At 72.1% G+C, this 16,254-nt stretch carries 17 protein-coding genes and 3 tRNA genes; 16 read left to right on the top strand and 4 right to left on the bottom strand.

Going from position 1 to position 16,254, the window contains the following annotated elements:
* Nucleotides 1-53 precede the first annotated feature (53 nt).
* The 3 genes from ACFQUZ_RS08710 (at nt 54) to ACFQUZ_RS08700 (ending at nt 2,933) form a co-directional block, all read left to right on the top strand.
* On the top strand, nt 54-1,103 hold the full coding sequence (locus tag ACFQUZ_RS08710; protein ID WP_377439852.1) for an NAD-dependent epimerase/dehydratase family protein: 1,050 nt from the start codon (nt 54-56) through the stop codon (nt 1,101-1,103).
* Nucleotides 1,104-1,165: 62 nt separating this feature from the next.
* Entirely contained in the window at nt 1,166-2,152 is a 987-nt protein-coding gene (locus tag ACFQUZ_RS08705; RefSeq protein ID WP_377439850.1) for a DMT family transporter, read from the top strand.
* A 4-nt stretch (nt 2,153-2,156) separates the two neighbouring features.
* On the top strand, nt 2,157-2,933 hold the full coding sequence (locus tag ACFQUZ_RS08700) for a crotonase/enoyl-CoA hydratase family protein (protein ID WP_377439848.1): 777 nt from the start codon (nt 2,157-2,159) through the stop codon (nt 2,931-2,933).
* A 62-nt stretch (nt 2,934-2,995) separates the two neighbouring features.
* Here the strand turns inward: ACFQUZ_RS08700 and ACFQUZ_RS08695 are convergent, their stop codons facing one another.
* Entirely contained in the window at nt 2,996-4,357 is a 1,362-nt protein-coding gene (locus ACFQUZ_RS08695) for a dihydrolipoyl dehydrogenase family protein (protein WP_377439846.1), read from the bottom strand.
* Between the two features lie 124 nt (nt 4,358-4,481).
* Between ACFQUZ_RS08695 and ACFQUZ_RS08690 the strand changes: the two genes are divergently transcribed.
* The 3 genes from ACFQUZ_RS08690 to ACFQUZ_RS08680 are packed head-to-tail and all read left to right on the top strand — an operon-like array spanning nt 4,482 to nt 5,687.
* Nucleotides 4,482-4,802, top strand: a complete 321-nt coding sequence (locus tag ACFQUZ_RS08690; protein ID WP_377439843.1) for a hypothetical protein — start codon at nt 4,482-4,484, stop codon at nt 4,800-4,802.
* A 17-nt stretch (nt 4,803-4,819) separates the two neighbouring features.
* Nucleotides 4,820-5,548: a hypothetical protein gene (locus ACFQUZ_RS08685; protein ID WP_377439840.1), complete on the top strand. Its 729-nt coding sequence runs from the start codon at nt 4,820-4,822 to the stop codon at nt 5,546-5,548.
* Nucleotides 5,549-5,552: 4 nt separating this feature from the next.
* Nucleotides 5,553-5,687: a hypothetical protein gene (locus ACFQUZ_RS08680; protein ID WP_377439837.1), complete on the top strand. Its 135-nt coding sequence runs from the start codon at nt 5,553-5,555 to the stop codon at nt 5,685-5,687.
* Between the two features lie 14 nt (nt 5,688-5,701).
* Here the strand turns inward: ACFQUZ_RS08680 and ACFQUZ_RS08675 are convergent, their stop codons facing one another.
* Together ACFQUZ_RS08675 and ACFQUZ_RS08670 are read right to left on the bottom strand one after the other, a co-directional pair.
* On the bottom strand, nt 5,702-7,009 hold the full coding sequence (locus ACFQUZ_RS08675; protein WP_377439834.1) for a cryptochrome/photolyase family protein: 1,308 nt from the start codon (nt 7,007-7,009) through the stop codon (nt 5,702-5,704).
* Nucleotides 7,006-7,923 (bottom strand): phytoene/squalene synthase family protein, encoded by a 918-nt coding sequence (locus ACFQUZ_RS08670; RefSeq protein WP_377439831.1) that lies wholly within the window; start codon nt 7,921-7,923, stop codon nt 7,006-7,008. The genes ACFQUZ_RS08675 and ACFQUZ_RS08670 overlap by 4 nt, the downstream gene beginning before the upstream one ends.
* 121 nt (nt 7,924-8,044) lie before the next feature.
* On the opposite strand from ACFQUZ_RS08670, the gene ACFQUZ_RS08665 reads away from it, so the two are divergent.
* The 10 genes from ACFQUZ_RS08665 to ACFQUZ_RS08620 all read left to right on the top strand — a co-directional run bounded on the left by ACFQUZ_RS08665 (nt 8,045) and on the right by ACFQUZ_RS08620 (nt 14,866).
* Nucleotides 8,045-9,283 carry a polyprenyl synthetase family protein gene (locus ACFQUZ_RS08665; RefSeq protein ID WP_377439828.1) on the top strand — a complete coding sequence of 413 codons (1,239 nt, stop codon included), beginning with the start codon at nt 8,045-8,047 and terminating at the stop codon, nt 9,281-9,283.
* Between the two features lie 26 nt (nt 9,284-9,309).
* Nucleotides 9,310-10,791, top strand: a complete 1,482-nt coding sequence (crtI, locus tag ACFQUZ_RS08660; protein ID WP_377439825.1) for a phytoene desaturase family protein — start codon at nt 9,310-9,312, stop codon at nt 10,789-10,791.
* Nucleotides 10,788-11,417: an isopentenyl-diphosphate Delta-isomerase gene (gene idi / locus ACFQUZ_RS08655; RefSeq protein ID WP_377439822.1), complete on the top strand. Its 630-nt coding sequence runs from the start codon at nt 10,788-10,790 to the stop codon at nt 11,415-11,417. The genes crtI and idi overlap by 4 nt, the downstream gene beginning before the upstream one ends.
* Nucleotides 11,407-12,366 carry a MerR family transcriptional regulator gene (locus ACFQUZ_RS08650; protein ID WP_377439819.1) on the top strand — a complete coding sequence of 320 codons (960 nt, stop codon included), beginning with the start codon at nt 11,407-11,409 and terminating at the stop codon, nt 12,364-12,366. The genes idi and ACFQUZ_RS08650 overlap by 11 nt, the downstream gene beginning before the upstream one ends.
* A 142-nt stretch (nt 12,367-12,508) precedes the next feature.
* A complete protein-coding gene (locus tag ACFQUZ_RS08645; protein ID WP_377439817.1) occupies nt 12,509-13,363 on the top strand; it encodes a polysaccharide deacetylase family protein in 855 nt (284 codons plus the stop codon).
* A 188-nt stretch (nt 13,364-13,551) separates the two neighbouring features.
* Nucleotides 13,552-13,624 (top strand) — tRNA-Glu (locus ACFQUZ_RS08640).
* A gap of 32 nt (nt 13,625-13,656) precedes the next feature.
* Nucleotides 13,657-13,730: transfer RNA gene (locus tag ACFQUZ_RS08635), tRNA-Asp, on the top strand.
* Between the two features lie 103 nt (nt 13,731-13,833).
* A tRNA-Phe gene (locus tag ACFQUZ_RS08630) sits at nt 13,834-13,907 on the top strand.
* A 157-nt stretch (nt 13,908-14,064) separates the two neighbouring features.
* Complete coding sequence (locus ACFQUZ_RS08625; RefSeq protein ID WP_377439814.1) at nt 14,065-14,643, top strand: ArsR family transcriptional regulator; 579 nt, start codon at nt 14,065-14,067, stop codon at nt 14,641-14,643.
* A 58-nt stretch (nt 14,644-14,701) separates the two neighbouring features.
* Nucleotides 14,702-14,866: a hypothetical protein gene (locus ACFQUZ_RS08620; protein WP_377439811.1), complete on the top strand. Its 165-nt coding sequence runs from the start codon at nt 14,702-14,704 to the stop codon at nt 14,864-14,866.
* 56 nt (nt 14,867-14,922) lie between these two features.
* Here the strand turns inward: ACFQUZ_RS08620 and ACFQUZ_RS08615 are convergent, their stop codons facing one another.
* On the bottom strand, nt 14,923-16,119 hold the full coding sequence (locus ACFQUZ_RS08615) for an RtcB family protein (RefSeq protein WP_377439808.1): 1,197 nt from the start codon (nt 16,117-16,119) through the stop codon (nt 14,923-14,925).
* Nucleotides 16,120-16,254 lie beyond the last annotated feature (135 nt).

The raw sequence follows: 16,254 nt of genomic DNA, 5'->3' as shown, positions 1-16,254 counted from the left end.
ACCGCCCGGCCCTATCCGGGGCATGCCGGCCGGTGGCGCGGGTAGAAATGGCAATGCGGATAGCCATCACCGGGGCCACCGGGAACGTCGGCACGGCCCTGCTCCGCCGGCTGGGTGCCGAGGACGACATCAAGGTTCTCGGGCTCGCCCGGCGGGTTCCACGCCGGGCGGCCAGCCCGTACGACGGGGTGCGGTGGATGTCCGCGGATCTTGGGGATCCGGGCTGCGTCACCCCGCTGATCGAGGCGTTCCGAGGGCTCGACGCGGTGGTGCACCTGGCCTGGCAGGTGCAGCCGAGTCACCGCCGGGCCCGGCTGCGCCGGACCAACCTGCTCGGCACCCGGCATGTGGTCCGGGCGTTGCGCGAGGCCGGGGTGCCCAAACTGGTGTACGCCTCCTCCGTGGCCGCGTACAAGCCCGGCCCAAAGGACGAACGGGTCGACGAGGACTGGCCGGTGACCGGGGTGGGCGGCTCGGGATTCAGCGGCGACAAGGCGGCAGTCGAGGCGTTGCTCGACGGGGTGGAGTGGGAAGATCCTGGCCTCCAGGTGATCCGGTTGCGCACCACACTGGTCCTGCAGTACGTCGCCGGTGCGGAACTGACCCGGTACTTTCTCGGCGGCCTGACCCCGGTGTCGCTGCTACGCCGGGGGCGGCTGCCGATTGTTCCGGCGAACCGGCGGCTCCGTGGCCAGGTGGTACACGCCGAGGACGCGGCCGAGGCGTACCTGCGGGCATTGCGCAGCGACTGCCGCGGCGCGTACAACATCGCGGCGGAGCCAGTGCTGGACGCGGCGGTGGTGGCGGCGGAGGTCGGCGGCCGGGTGGTCCGGATGCCGTTGTCGCTGATGAGGATCGCGTCGAAGCTGGCCTGGCGGGCCAAGCTGATCCCGACGGAGCCCGGGTGGCTGGACCTGACGGCCGCCGCACCGCTTGTGGACTGCTCGCGGGCCGAGCGGGAACTGGGCTGGCGACCCGCGCGGGACGGCCGGGAGACGATCCGCGACCTGGTGCGCGGTATCGCCGCGGGAGCCGGCACGGCGAGCGCGCCGCTGCGCCCCAGCCCGCGCTACGCCCGGCAGTCCGGCCGCCGCACCGCGTGAGCGGCCTCTGCGCGACGGGAATTCGGTAGCGGACCTCGGTCGGCACCGGCAGGGTTTCCTTCGTGTACGAGGTAGTCACGCGATCGATGCCGGTCCGGTATCCGGGCGCCAACCTGCTGGCGGCTGTCACCCGATCGGGTGCGGTCCCGCCACCGTTGCTCATGTTGCTCGGGATGGTTTCCACTCAGGTGGGCGCCGCGGTGGCCAAGCTGCTATTCGGTGCCACCAGCCCGGGTGGGACGACCCTGCTGCGGCTCGGTTTCGGCGCCCTGATCCTGGCCCTGCTGGCCCGGCCCGCCTTGTGGCTGGGTTGGCGGACCATGGGCCTGGTGGTCGCGTTCGGGCTCGCCATGGCGGTGATGAATCTCAGCTTCTACGCGGCGTTGAGCCGGGTGCCGCTGGGGGTGGCGGTCACCATCGGCTTCGCCGGTCCGCTGCTGGTGTCGTTGGTCGCGAGCCGCCGTGCGCTGGACGTGCTGTGCGCGGTGCTCGCCGGGTCCGGAGTGCTGCTGATCAGCGGCGTGTTCGGCGTTCACGTGGACCGTCTTGGTCTGCTGCTGTGCGTCGGCACCGCCGCCGGTTGGGCGGGTTATGTGTTGCTCGGCAAGGCGATGAGCACGCACGTGGGTGGCAGTTCCGGCCTGGCCCTCGGGATGGCGGTGGGGGCGCTGGCGGTGCTGCCGTTCGGCGTTTCCGGCAGCGGCACGGACCTGCTCGACCCGTGGATCCTGGTGCTGGGTGCGGGGGTGGCGGTGCTCTCCTCGGTGGTGCCGTACACGGCTGAGTTGGCCGCGCTGCGCCGGATGCCGGCCCGCGTCTTCGCGATCCTGCTGAGCCTCGAGCCGGCGATCGGCGCGCTTGTGGGTATGGTGCTGCTGGGTGAGCTGCTGGCCTGGTCGCAGGTGCTGGGGGTGGCGTGCGTGGTGGGCGCCGCGCTGGCGGCGACGCTGATCTCCACGAGTGTCCGTCGCCGGCGCCGGGGCGACCCGCCGGCCGGGCCGAATTCGCCGCCCAACCCTGGCGGGCCAGGTCCGCGGGGGTCATGCTGACCCGATGGGGGTACGGGTGGAGCACGCCGGTCCGGTGACCACGGTGATCCTGGACCGGCCGGAGAGCCGAAACGCGGTCGACGGACCGACGGCCCGGGCGCTGGCGGACGCGTTCCGCGCCTTCGAGGCCGATCCGACGGCGGCGGTCGCGGTCCTCTGCGGCGCCGGCGGCACGTTCTGTTCGGGCGCCGATCTGTTGGCCATCGGCACCCCGCGCGGCAACCGGGTGGCGGCGGACGGGGACGGTCCGATGGGTCCGACCCGGATGGCGTTGACCAAGCCGGTGATCGCCGCCATCTCCGGGTACGCGGTCGCCGGCGGCCTGGAACTGGCGCTCTGGTGCGACCTGCGGGTGGCCGATTCGGACGCGGTGCTCGGCGTGTTCTGCCGCCGGTGGGGCGTGCCGCTGATCGACGGCGGGACGGTGCGGCTGCCCCGGCTGATCGGGGAGAGCCGGGCGATGGACCTGGTTCTCACCGGTCGACCGGTGCCGGCCGTCGAGGCGTATGAGATGGGGTTGGTGAACCGGCTCGCGGCGCCCGGCGGCGCGCGGGCCGTGGCCGAGGCGTTGGCCGCTCAGATCGCCGCGTTTCCGCAGACCTGCCTGCGTAACGACCGGCTGTCGGTGCTGGCGGCGGCCGGCAGAGCCGAAACGGAGGCGATGGCGACCGAACTGGATCACGGCATGTCATCGCTGGCCGCTGACGCGGCTGCCGGCGCCGCCCGCTTCGCCGCCGGCGCGGGCCGGCATGGCACGGCCGACCGGGATGCCGCGAATTGAGTTGATCGGGCCGGTTGCGCTCCCCCCACAGTAGACCCGATTCGTCGGGTCCGGCTCCCGGCCTACCCCAGCCGGCGAAGCGCGTCCTCGATGGCCCGGTGGAACGTCGGGTACGCGTAGATCATGTGCCGTAGCTTCTCCACCGGCACCTCGGCGTGCACCGCCACGCTGAGCCAACCCAGCACCTCGCCGCCGGCGGGTCCGACCGAGGTGGCGCCCACGATTGTCCCCCGCTCGGCGTCGGCGATCAGTTTGACGAAGCCCTCGTTACCCGCCTTGTGGATCCAGCCGCGGGTCGAGGAGGGCAGCGGCGAGTTCGCGGTCCGCACCTCGATGCCCTTCTCCCGGGCCTGCCGCTCGGTCAGTCCCACCGCACCCACCTCGGGATCGGTGAAGGTGACCCGGGACAGGGCGCGATAGTCGGCGCCCGGGCCGTCCTCGCCGAGGATGTCCCGGACCGCGATCCCGGCCTGGTACATGGCGACATGGGTGAAGGCACCCTGTCCGGTCACGTCACCGACCGCCCACAGCCGGTCACCGACCCGCATCCGCTCGTCCGGCGCCAGGAACCGCTGGTGCGGGTCGAGGCCGACCGCGTCGATGCCGAGGTCGCCGAGGCGCGCCGACCGGCCGGTGGCAACCAGCAGCCGCTCGCCGCGCACCCGCTCACCACCGGCCAGGTGAACGGTGAAGCCGTCGTCGCCGTGGCTGACCCGCTCGGCCCTGGCGCTCGTGTGGATCTGCACTCCGTCGGCCCGGAGGGCGGCCGCCACGACCTCGCTGGCCTCCGGCTCCTCGATGGCGAGCACCCGGTCGTACGCCTCGATGATCCGCACCTGGACCCCGAACCGGGCGAACACCTGGGCCAGTTCCAGCCCGATGGCGCCGGCTCCGAGAATCACAAGTGACCCGGGCAGTTCGGCGCACTCGATCGCCTCGCGGTTGGTCCAGTACGGCGTGCCGGCGAGACCGTCGATCGGCGGCACGGACGGCGCGGTGCCGGTGCCCACGACGACCGCGCGTCCGGCGTGGTAGGTGTCGGCACCCACCCGGACCCGGCCGGGGCCGGCCAGCGTCCCGCGTCCCCGGACGAACCGGCCGCCCTTGTCGGTGAACCGGCGAATGGCGACCTCGTCGTTCCAGTTGTCGGTAGCCTCCTCGCGGATCCGCCTGGCCACCGGCGCCCAGTCCGGCGTCACCGTCGCCGCGCCGGCCAGGTCGTCGACCCGACGCGCCTCGGCCAGCGCGTTGGCCGCCCGGATCATCATCTTGCTGGGGATGCACCCCCAGTACGGGCACTCCCCGCCGACCAGCCCGTCGTCGATGCCGACCACCGACAGACCCGCCTCGGCGAGCTTGCCCGCCACCTCCTCGCCACCCACTCCGAGCCCGAGGACGACCACGTCAACCCGTTCGTCAGTCACCCGGCCAGCATCTCCCACACGATCGCTCCCGACCAGTCACGTACAGCGACGCCACGTCAGCTTCGAGCCCCGCGACGCGGCGGCTTGACCACCGCCGATCGCTGTCGAGCTATGGTCCTTGACGATGCGTGACGAGGAGAATCTGGACCCGGTCGGGCAACTGGCCGACCTGAACCCCGCCGAGGTGGGCCTTGCCCATGTGATCGTCCTCGACTGGTATGACGGCCCGGTGGAGGGGTTCGCCCGCTTACGCGGTGTCGATGGTTGTGAAGACCCAGCCGACGGCCCCGTCCGGGTGCCCTCTCCCATCCGCTCGCACAGGCCCGGGGACCGCGCCGACGAGGTGATCGCGTCACTGGCCGCCCACGCGAGCACCGGCGCGGTGTATGTCCAGTCCGATGACCTCAGGATCGTCACGGCGACCTGGCCCGCGGTGAACAGCTAGTTGAGCAGGTACGTGACGTGTTGAGCGAGACCTCCATGGCGTACGACCTCTACGCGCCACTGTGGGCCCTGGTCGAGGTCGGGGCGATAGCCGCGAACGGATGCGCCGCACCGCCGTCGGGCGCCGTGGTCGACCACGTGAGGTCACGCGCCGAGCAGATCGAAACACTGTTGGACAACGTCCGATCCCTTGGATCCTTCGCCCCTGAAACGATCGCGATCTTCAACGGGCAGGGCGGGTGGGACAACGACGCGGAGTTCGAGCCGGAGGCGATGGCGGCCAAGCTGCTGCTGTACTCCGGTTACCTGGCGGAGCATCCGCTCGACTGGCGTGACACCGAATCCATCCGGCAGCTGGTGGCGGCCACGACCGACCGGCAACTGGTGTCCGTCCTGGACGCCCTGGTCGGCATCGCCATCTCGGGAGGCATGGATGCCGACACGGCTGCCGGTCGGGTGGCCGAGGCGTTCCGGGCCGCCTGTGTGCTCGTACGACGGGAGCCCTCGACGGAGTTGGCGCGGGCGGTGCGGCACTGGCGTGCGCACCACCTGCCGCCGGTGCTCCGCCCGGACTCCCCCACACAGGACGAGACGAAAGCCAAGCTACGCCACGTGCTCCGGCGGCTGGAAGACATCGCCCTCCCGGACTCCGCGCCGGCCGATCCGCCGGGGCGGGGAAGCGGTCGGGTTCGGCCTCAAGGACCACGGCATCGCCCTCAGCGACCTGCTCAACGCCGCCGAGGGTAGCCCCGTGCCGAGGGCGGTCACCGAAGCCTTCCCGGACGTGCGCCAGGAGGACTGGGATGCCCTGCTCCGCCTCAACACCCTGGTCTTCGTCGCGTTGGAACGACCGCTGGACTCTCCGGACCGACCCGTGGGGCACTGACTGGTTGACGAGTTCTAGCCGTCGTATCCGGTCAGTGGTGGCGGATAGTCGAGCTGGCGGCGGACATCGGGCGGGAGCTTCCACGGCTCGTGCACGGCCTTCCCGGAAACACTGGCCAGCTCGGGGACGTACCGCCGGACGTACTCGCCGTCCGGGTCGAAGCGGTGCGCCTGGCGGATCGGGTTGAAGCCGCGGTGTGGCCGGGTGTCGGTGCCGACGCCGGCCACCCACTGCCAGTTGCCCGAGTTGTTCGGCACGTCACCGTCGACCAGCCAGCGATAGAAGACGTCCAGCCCAGTCCGCCAGTCGAGCTTGAGCTTTTTGGTCAGGTAGCCGGCGGTGATCAGCCGGGCCCGGTTGTGCATCCAGCCCTCGGCCCGCAGCTGCCGCATCCCGGCGTCCACGATGGGCACCCCGGTGCGTCCCTCGGCCCACGCGGCCAGCGCGTCGGCGTCGGTCCGCCAGTCGGTGTCGTTGCGGCTCCGGATCGCCGTCCGGGACAGGCCCGGGTTGGCGAGCGCCAGTTGGTAGTAGAAGTCGCGCCAGCACACCTGGCGGACGAACTCGCCGTCCCGGTCGGGCGCCGCGCGCGCCACCGACAGCGGGGACAGGCAGCCGAAGCGCAGGTACGGGCTGAGCCGCGAGGTGCCGTCGCCGGCCATGTCGTCGTGCCGCTCGGCGTACCGGTCGATCTCGGTCAACCAGTCGCGAAGCCGGCGGCGACCGGCGCGCTCGCCGCCGGTGGGCAGGCCGGGCGAGTCGGCGCGCGGCGCGCCCGGCAACCGTCCCGCGGGCAGGTCAGCGGGCAGGTGGACCGTCCGGGGCGCGGGCGCCTCGTCGCGCCAGGTGGTGGCCAGCCAACTCCGGTGGTACGGGGAGAAGACCCGGTAGTGGTCCCCGCCGCCGCCCGGGGTCAACGCTCCCGGGTCGACCACGGTGATGCCGGGAAACAGCTTGAGCAACAGCCGGTGCCGTTCGCACTCGTCCCGCAGCCGGCGCTCCCGGCGCCGCGCGTAGTGGCTGACGTCGGCGGACAGCGCGACGCCCCGGGCGCCGACCTTCCGGGCCAGCCGGATGGTCTCGGCGACCGGGTCGCCGCGGCGGACCACCAGGTCGCCGCCCCGCTCCTGGAGCGCGTCCCGCAGGTCGGCCAGGCTGTCGTGCAGGAACCGGTGCCGGTTCGCCGCCAGCCCGGCCAGCTCCGGGTCCAGGACGAACAGCGGGACCACCCGGTCGAAGGTGGCGCACGCGGCGGCCAGCGCCGGGTTGTCGTGCACCCGCAGGTCGCGGGTGAACAGCACGACGGCGGTGCCGCCGCTCACCCGGCGCCCCGGGCCGGCCCGGGAAGCGGCACCGGCGCTCCGGGGCGGGTCAGCAACGAGCGACCGGCCACGGCCAGCCGCCGGCGGTTCGGCACGACGGCACGCCGGGCGAACACGTCGAAGCCGGCCGCCGCGATCTCGTCCAGGATGCCGCCGTAGAGCGCGTACGCGGTCCGCATGCACGCCTGGGAGGCGGGTTCCAGCAGCAGGATGCCGGGAGCGGCGGCGGCGTAGTGAGCCTGGGCGCGGCTCACCTCGAACTCGATCAGCTCCCGGACCCGCGGTGGGGACACCTGCCGTCGCGCGGCGTCAGTCAGGTCGTCCCGGTCGACGCCGAACTTGGCCAGGTCCTCGTCCGGCAGGTAGGTGCGGCCCCGGTCGAGGTCCTCGGCGACGTCCCGGATGAAGTTGGTGAGCTGGAAGGCGAAGCCGAGCTGGCGGGCCGGTTCGCGGGCGGCTGCCGGGTCGCTGCTGCCGAGGATCGGCAGCATCATCGTGCCGATCACCGCCGCCGAACCCTCCATGTAGTCGAGTACATCGTCGTAGGTGGGGTACGAGGCGACCGTGAGATCCATTGCCATGCTGCGCAGGAACGACGAGAAGTCGGCCCGATCGAGGTCGAAGGCGGCGATCGTGTGCAGCACGGCGGGCAGCAGCGGGTCGTCCACCGGCGCGCCGTGCAGTCCGGCGACGAACCGGTCGGACCAGTCGGTCAACCGGGCGGCCCGCTCGGCGGGCGGCAGGTCTCCGGTGCGGTCGACGATCTCGTCGGCGTACCGGGTGAAGCCGTACAACGCGTGGACGTGTCGGCGTTTCCACCTCGGCAGCAGGCGGGTCGCGAGATAGTAGGTACGACCATGCCGTTTGTGCAGCTCACGGCAGCGTTCATAGGCGGCGGCGAGGTCCGTTTCCACCGGCCCTCCTTCTGATCGGCAGGGCTTCCCCTGGTCGGCGGCCGGACCGCCGAGATCCCACGCGCGCCCAAATCGACGCACCAATCGACGCAATGTCTGACCTTAGGGTACGCTCGGCCGCGTGGCCAACGAAGCCGTTGCGGGTAACGCGATCCCCCTGGCCAGACTCGCGCCCGCTGCGACGCCCACCACCACGACCGCCGCGCCGCCCGCCGTCATGTCCGCCACCGCCACCGTCCGGCCGGAGACCGCGCTGGCGCTGCACACCGGCGACGACGTCGAGCCCGGCAGCCACGTCGACATCCGTCGGGCCATCGAGGACACCCTGACCGCATTCCTGGGCGGGCAGGTCGACGAATTGACAGGCATCGACCCGGCTGTCGGCGAGTTCGCACAGGTCGCCCGGGAGGCGGTGCTGGCTGGCGGCAAACGGATCCGGCCGACCTTCGCGTACTGGGGCTGGCGGGGAGTGGTTGGCGAGGGCAAGCCGATCGGTCCGGTCCTGCCGGCGTTGGCCGCCCTGGAACTCCTGCACGCGTTCGCGCTTGTGCACGACGACGTGATGGACGCGTCCGCCACCCGCCGGGGCCGGCCCACCGCCCATCGGGTGCTGACCGCTCAGCACCTGGCCGCCGGGCGGGACGGTGACGCCGCCCGGTTCGGCGAGGCCGCCGCCGTGCTCGTCGGCGACCTCTGCCTGATCTGGGCCGACCGGCTACTCGGCCACGCCGGCCTGTCGCCGGGCACCATCCTGGAGGCCCGACGCTGCTACGACCAGATGCGGGTGGAGACGGTGGCCGGGCAGTATCTCGACGTGCTCGGGGAAACCGCCGCCCGGACCTGGTCGGTGGACCGGGCACTGCGCGTCGCGCGGTACAAGACCGCCAGCTACACGGTGCAGAGCCCGTTGCTGTTCGGCGCCGCCCTGGCCGGCCTGCGGCGGGACGCGGCGTTGACCGGTGCCTACTCCCGGTACGGACTCGCGGTCGGGGAGGCGTTCCAACTCCGCGACGACCTGCTCGGGGTCTATGGTGACCCGGACACGACCGGCAAGCCGGCCGGCGACGACCTGGTCCGCGGCAAGCCGACGGCGCTGCTCATGCTCGCCCGAGAGCTGGCCACGCCGGTGCAACGGGCCGCGCTGAACGAGGTCGACCGGGACGATCCGCCGGTCGCCGCCGGGCGGATCCGCGAGCTGGCCGACGTGGTGACCGCGACCGGTGCCGTGGCACGGGTCGAGCGGCTGATCGACCAGCGGGTCGCGGAGGCACTGACCGCGCTGGACGGGGCGGCGATCGGCGCCGCCGCCCGCCGGGCGCTCGGCGACCTCGCGGTGGCCGCGACCCACCGGCGGGCCTGACGAATGCGGTACGGGAGGTGAGCGACGTGCGGACGGTTACCGGGCGTACCGATCATGTGGTGGTGGTCGGCGCCGGACTCGGTGGATTGGCCTGTGCCCTGCATCTGGCGGGCAGCGGCCGGCAGGTGACGGTGCTGGAACGGGAACCGGTGCCGGGCGGGCGGGCCGGCCGGCTGACGCTCGACGGCTACGAGTTCGACACCGGTCCTACCGTGCTGACCATGCCGGACCTGATCGCCGAGGCGCTGGGGGCGGTCGGCGAGGAGCTGGCCGACTGGTTGGACCTGACCCCGCTCGATCCGGCGTACCGGGCCTACTATCCGGACGGCTCCACCCTGGACGTCATCACCGACACGGTCCGGATGGCCGGGGAGATCTCCCGGGTGTGCGGGCCCCGCGAGGCCGACGGCTACCTGCGGTTCGTCGACTTCGCCCGGGAGCTGTGGCGGCTGGAGCGCGCCGACTTCATCGACCGGAATCTGGACGCGCCGACCGACCTGCTCACCGGCAACCTGCTGCGGCTGCTCGGCAGCGGGGCGTTCCGCCGCCTCCAGACCAAGGTCGACCAGTTCTTCCGCGACCCGCGTACCCGCCGGATCTTCTCCTTCCAGGCGATGTACGCCGGGCTTGCGCCGCACGACGCGCTCGCCATCTACGCCGTCATCGGATACCTCGACTCGGTGGCCGGGGTCTACTTCCCACGCGGCGGCATCCACGCGGTCCCCCGCGCGCTGGCCGGCGCCGCCGAGAAGCACGGCGTGCAGCTCCGGTACGGCACCACGGTGAGCCGGGTGGCGACGGCGAACGGCCGGGCCACCGCCGTCGTGACAAGCGACGGTGAGCGGATCGCGGCCGACGTGGTGGTGCTCAACCCGGATCTGCCGGTGGCGTACCGGGATCTGCTGCCGCCGGGCCGGGCCCGGCGGTTGACCTACTCCCCGTCCTGTGTGGTGCTGCATGTGGGCTCCCGGCAGGGCTACTCGACAATCGCCCACCACAACATCCACTTCGGCCGGCCGTGGAAGCGAACCTTCACCGAGGTGATCAAACAGGGCCGGCTGATGTCCGACCCGTCCCTGCTGGTCACCAACCCGAGCCGGACCGATCCGTCGATGGCGCCGGCCGGCCGGCAGTCCTACTACGTGTTGGCCCCGGTGCCCAACCTGGCGAAGGCCGATCTCGACTGGCGTGGCGACCTCACCCGGAGGTACGCCGACGACCTGATGCGCACGCTGGAGGAGCGCGGGTACGTCGGGTTCGCCGACGGCGTCGAGGTACTGCGCACGGTCACCCCCGCCGACTGGGCCGATCTCGGGATGGCCGCCGGTACGCCGTTCGCCGCCGCGCACACGTTCCTCCAGACCGGGCCGTTCCGGCCGACCAACCTGCATCGAGGGCTGTCCAATGTGGTATTCGTCGGCTCCGGGACGCAACCCGGCGTCGGAGTACCGATGGTGCTGATCTCCGGCAAGTTGGCTGCTGCCCGGGTCACCGGCGGTGAGCGGTGACCGGATCGCGGGAGGAGCACCTGGTCGAGTTGGTCGACGAGGACGGTACGCCGACCGGCTCGGTAAGCGTCCGGGAGGCGCACGAGGCTCCGGGCCGACTGCATCGGGCGTTCTCGGTGCTGCTGCTCGATGACGCCGGTCGGGTGCTGCTGCAACAGCGGGCTGCCGCCAAGACCCGCTTTCCCCTCCGCTGGGCCAACTCGTGCTGTGGACATCCGGCGCCCGGGCAGCCGCTTCCCGAGGCCGCGAACCGCCGGCTGCGCGAGGAACTGGGCGTCGGCCCGGTCCCACTGACCCCGTGCGGTGTCTATCTCTACCGCGCCGACGATCCGGCGACCGGGCGGGTCGAGTTCGAGTACGACCACGTGTTGCGCGGTGCCCTGTCCACGGCGACTCCGCTGCTGCCCGACGACGCCGAGGTCGCCGACGTGCGGTGGATGACACCGGCCGAGGTGCTCGCCGAGCTGGCGACGGATCCGACCCGGTACGCGCCCTGGCTCGGTGGCGTTCTGCGTCGGCTGATCGGCTCGGGTGCCGCGGCCGGGACGTCGGACCCGGCCGGGGCGTCCGATGTGGCCGGCATGTCGAACGCGGCAGAGGTGGCGGAGCGGTCAGGTGGCCGATGAGGTCCTGAGCGTGGGGGCAGTGGCCCGCCGCCTCGGGGTGGCCGTCACCACGCTACGCACCTGGCACCAGCGGTACGGCCTCGGGCCGAGCGAACACCTCCCGGGACACCATCGGCGGTACACCGCCGCGGACCTGGCCCGGCTGGAGATCATGCGCCGGCTCACCGCCGAAGGGGTCAGTCCGGCCGAGGCCGCTCGATGGGCCCGGCGCGCCGGTGAACCCTATTCGGCCGAGTCGGCCCGACCTCGGCGCCGGGCCGGCGCGCGGGGCACCAGCCGGACGGGTGAACCGACGATTCCGCTTGGGCGTGCCACACCCGCGGCGCACGCCCTCGCCCGGGCCGCCGGCCGACTCGACCAGGACGGCATGGGTACGGCGATCGGCCGGGCGATCGGGACGGACGGCGTGTTGACCACCTGGGACCGCCTGTTGCGTCCGGTGCTGGTCGGCATCGGTTCCCGGCACGCCGAGACGGGCGGCCTGATCGAGGTGGAGCACCTGCTCAGTCGGTGCGTGTCCGAGGCGTTCGCGGCGGTGCCGAGGCCACGGACGGGACCGGCCCGGATCCTGCTGGCCTGCGCCGACGAGGAGCAGCACAGCCTGCCCCTGGAGGCGTTGGCGGCGGCGCTGGCGGAAGTCGGCGTGCCGTGCCGGTCGCTCGGTGCCCGGGTGCCGGTGGCAGCGCTACGCACGGCGGTCGACCGGACGACCCCGGCCGTCGTCACGGTCTGGTCGCACGCCCGGGTCACCGCCGATCCGGCCCAGTTGGTCGCGGTGCTCACCAGCCCACACCGGCCGGTGCTGGTGCTGGCCGCCGGGCCGGGCTGGGATCCGGCTGCGCTCCCGGCGGGGGTGATCCGCCCGCAGACGCTCGGCGAGGCCGTCTCGCTCTCGGTCGCGGTGTTCCAGTCGGTCGATCGGTCACCCGGCCGGCCGGCGGCCGGCTGACGATCCGCGGTCCGCGGCGACACCGGGTCTCGGCACCGTCACGGCCCGTGCCTGACAGTCGTATCGGTGGACGACATTGTCGTCGCGGTCCGCTAACGTGTGGCGCGGCCAAGTCCCGATATCCCCTCTCGGGAGTCTTGTCATGCGAACTCGCGTGCCAGTCGCGCTCACCCTGTCGCTGGTGCTGTTGTTCGGTGCCTGCACCGGCGACGATGGCTCCGCCTGGGTGATGCCGGTGGGCAGCGGCGTGCCGGCGGTTTCCCGGCTGACGTCGCCGGCGTCGGTCGCACCGACAACGCCACCGACCGCCACGCCGTCGACGGCCACGCCGGCACGTCCGGGCGGAGCCGGTGGTCCGACCCCTCCGGCGAAGCCCAGGCCGAAGCAGACCATTCCCGTCGGTGCGGCCGGTCTGCCGGTGAAACGCACCACCGGGGTACGTGCCGTCGCGCTCACCTTCGACGACGGGCCACACGCGACCTACACCCCGCAGGTGCTCGACGCACTGCGGGCGGCCGGCGTCAAGGCGACCTTCTGCGTGGTGGGCGTCAAGGCCCGGCAGTATCCGGCGCTGGTGGCCCGGATCGTCCGGGAGGGGCACAGCCTGTGCAACCACAGTTGGTCGCACGACCTGGACCTGGCATTGCGCTCGCCCGAGAAGATCCGGGCCGACCTGAGCCGCACCAACGCGGCGATTCGCCGGGCCGTGCCGGGGGCCGCCATCCCGTACTTCCGCCAGCCTGGCGGCCGGTGGACAGCGCCTGAGTTGACGGTGGTGAAGGAACTCGGGATGACCCCGCTGCACTGGACGGTCGACCCGCAGGACTGGCGCAAGCCCGGCGCACCGGCGATCATCAACGGCCTGGAGCGCCGGACCCGACCGGGTGCGGTGATTCTGTTGCACGACGGGGGTGGCGACCGCAGCGGCACGGTCGGCGCCTGCCCCAAGGTCATCCCGCGGCTCAAACAGCGGTACGGCGTGGTCCGGCTCGGCTGACCGGATGCGGAGGAGCCCCGCGTCCGGGCCCGGCGGCCACCCGAGATTGCCTGGTCAGCGGTCTGTTCCTGGACCGGGGGATACCGGTTTGTTGGTGCGCTGGGGGATCACGTATGCTTTCCAAGCCTCCGGCGGGGCCGGATGGGAGCACAGCCGCTGAAGTTGTCATGTGCAATGATGGCGGGGCCGCCCTCATCGTCTAGCGGCCCAGGACGCCGCCCTTTCAAGGCGGTAGCACGGGTTCGAATCCCGTTGGGGGCACGAGTTACACCCCGGCATCTGCCGGTCAGCAAGGTCCTGTGGAGCAGTTGGAGTGCTCGCCGCCCTGTCAAGGCGGAGGTCGCGGGTTCAAGTCCCGTCAGGACCGCAAGCGCTGATCGCCGCGCGAGTTCGCGCGGCGTTCTGCGTTGTCGGGCCAGGTCCCGGCCAGCGGTGCTTCCCGCCGGCCGGGTACGATGTCCCGAGCACCCGGCCAGGTAGCTCAGTTGGTACGAGCGTCCGACTGAAAATCGGAAGGTCGGCGGTTCGACCCCGCCCCTGGCCACATAGCCTTTCGCCGGGCTACATCAGCGCCGACCAGCCGAACCGCTGGTCGGCGCTGTCGTTTTCGCCACTCCTGCCGCAAGATCCACGGCGACACGCTGGACCTTCTCCCAGGCGGACCACTTGCCGATATTACGTATGTTCGTAACGATGGCACCGTGTCCCGTGAATCCGATCCCTGGGCGGACCTGGACGACCGACTGCGGGCCGTCGAGGCGCACCTCGGCATCCGTGCCGACGAGCCGGTGACCGACCGACCATCCCGGAACGTTCCCGCGCGCCGAGCAACGCCACCAAAGCCTTCGTCGGCCACTCCGAAGGACGGGGTGTTCTGGGTGGTTGACGGCCTGCGGGAGCAGCTCGCCGATGTCGCGGGTGGCGGCGTGGTGCTTGCCGGAATCGTCGAGACGGCCGGTGGCAGCGGCGTCTGGCAGTACGGCCAGACGACCGAGGCGCTGCTGGCCGTCGACGAGGGCGCGGCTGACGGCATAGCCAGCCGGCTGTCGGCACTCGGCCATCCGGTGCGTCTCCGACTGCTGCTCGCCGTGCTGCGCGGGGAGACCAGCACCGCCTCGCTCGGCAAGCTCGACGGCATGGGGACGACCGGCCAGGTCTATCACCACATCCGCATCCTGACCGCCGCCGGCTGGTTGCGTTCTGTCGGCCGCGGCAGCGTGCGGGTCCCTCCCGAGCGGGTGGTGCCGCTGCTGGTCACGCTCACCGCGGCGCTTGAATGATAGCTATTACGTAATTACGTAGTACACTGGTCACGAACACGAGCGAGAGGGGACGGCAATGAGCTACGCGACCGCGATTGTGATCGGCATCCTGGCCGGCGTCGTGCTCGGATTGTTGATCGACAATGTCGCCCTCGGCATCCCGATCGGCGTCGCCGGGGCGTTCGTCTACACCGTAAGCACCCGTGGTCGGCGGCGATCCCGGCCGACCGATCGGAACTGACCGTCGGCGGGCCGGTCTCGCGGCGCGAGCGCCGCGAGACCGGCCCGCCGCACGAGCTACCCCTTGACGCAGATGACCTGCTTGAGGTGCGCGACCACCTCGACCAGGTCCTGCTGCTGCGCCATCACCTGGTTGATGTCCTTGTAAGCCTCCGGGATCTCGTCCACCACCCCGGCGTCCTTGCGGCACTCCACCCCGGCGGTCTGGCGTGCGATATCCGCCGTGGTATATGTCCGCTTCGCCTGCCCCCGGGACATCCGCCGGCCTGCGCCGTGCGAGGCGGAGCAGTACGCGTCCGGATTGCCCTTGCCGCGCACGATGTACGAGCCGGTGCCCATCGAACCAGGGATGATGCCGAGGTCACCCCGGCCGGCCCGGATCGCGCCCTTGCGGGTCACCAGCACCTCCACCCCGTCGTAGGTCTCCTCCGCCACGTAGTTGTGGTGGCACGAGATCGGCTCGGCGAAGGTCACCGAGGGAACCGACTCGCGGACCACCGCGCAGAGCACGGCCAGCATGACCGCCCGGTTGCGACGCGCGTACTCCTGCGCCCACCACAGGTCCCGGCGGTACGCCGCCATCTCCGGCGTACCGGCCAGGAACACCGCCAGGTCCCGGTCCGGCAGGTCGGCGTTGTGCGGCAGCCCGCGAGCCACCGCCATGTGCCGCTCGGCCAGTTCCTTGCCGATGTTGCGCGACCCGGAGTGCAGCATCAGCCACACCCGACCGTCGTCGCCGCCCTGCTCGACGCAGACCTCGATGAAGTGGTTGCCACCGCCGAGCGTGCCGAGCTGACGCTGCGCCCGGGTCTCCAGCGCGGCGACGCCCCCGTGCAGGTCGCCGAACCGCCGCCAGAACGCGTCCCACCCACCCTGCTCCAGGCCGCGGATCCGGCGCGGGTCGACCGCGTCATCCCGCTGGGCGAAGCCGACCGGGATCCGGGCCTCGATGGCGGACCGCAGCGGGGCGAGGTCGTCCGGCAGGTCCGCCGCGGTGAGCGAGGTGCGCACCGCGGACATGCCGCAGCCGATGTCCACGCCGACCGCGGCCGGCGAGACGGCCTGCCGCATGGCGATAACCGAGCCGACGGTGGCACCCTTGCCGAAGTGCACGTCGGGCATCACCGCCACACCCTGCACCCAGGGCAGCGACCCGATGTTGCGCAGTTGGCGGGCGGCCTGCGATTCGATGGTGTACGGGTCGGTCCAGACGCGTACCGGGGCGCGGGTGCCCGGCAGCGGGATGAAACTCATGGCGTGCCTTCCGCTTGTCGATGGGGTCGCTGAGGTCCGGGGTCGGCGCGTGCCCGATCTGTACGCCGAGCAGGCCGACGCCGGCCAGCAGGGCGAGGTCGGTGTGGATGTCCCCCGGCCCGTCCGGAGACCGGG

This window comes from Plantactinospora sp. GCM10030261, assembly GCF_042666615.1.
Taxonomy (GTDB): domain Bacteria; phylum Actinomycetota; class Actinomycetes; order Mycobacteriales; family Micromonosporaceae; genus KBS50.
This window is presented reverse-complemented; position numbering and strand designations above follow the sequence as displayed.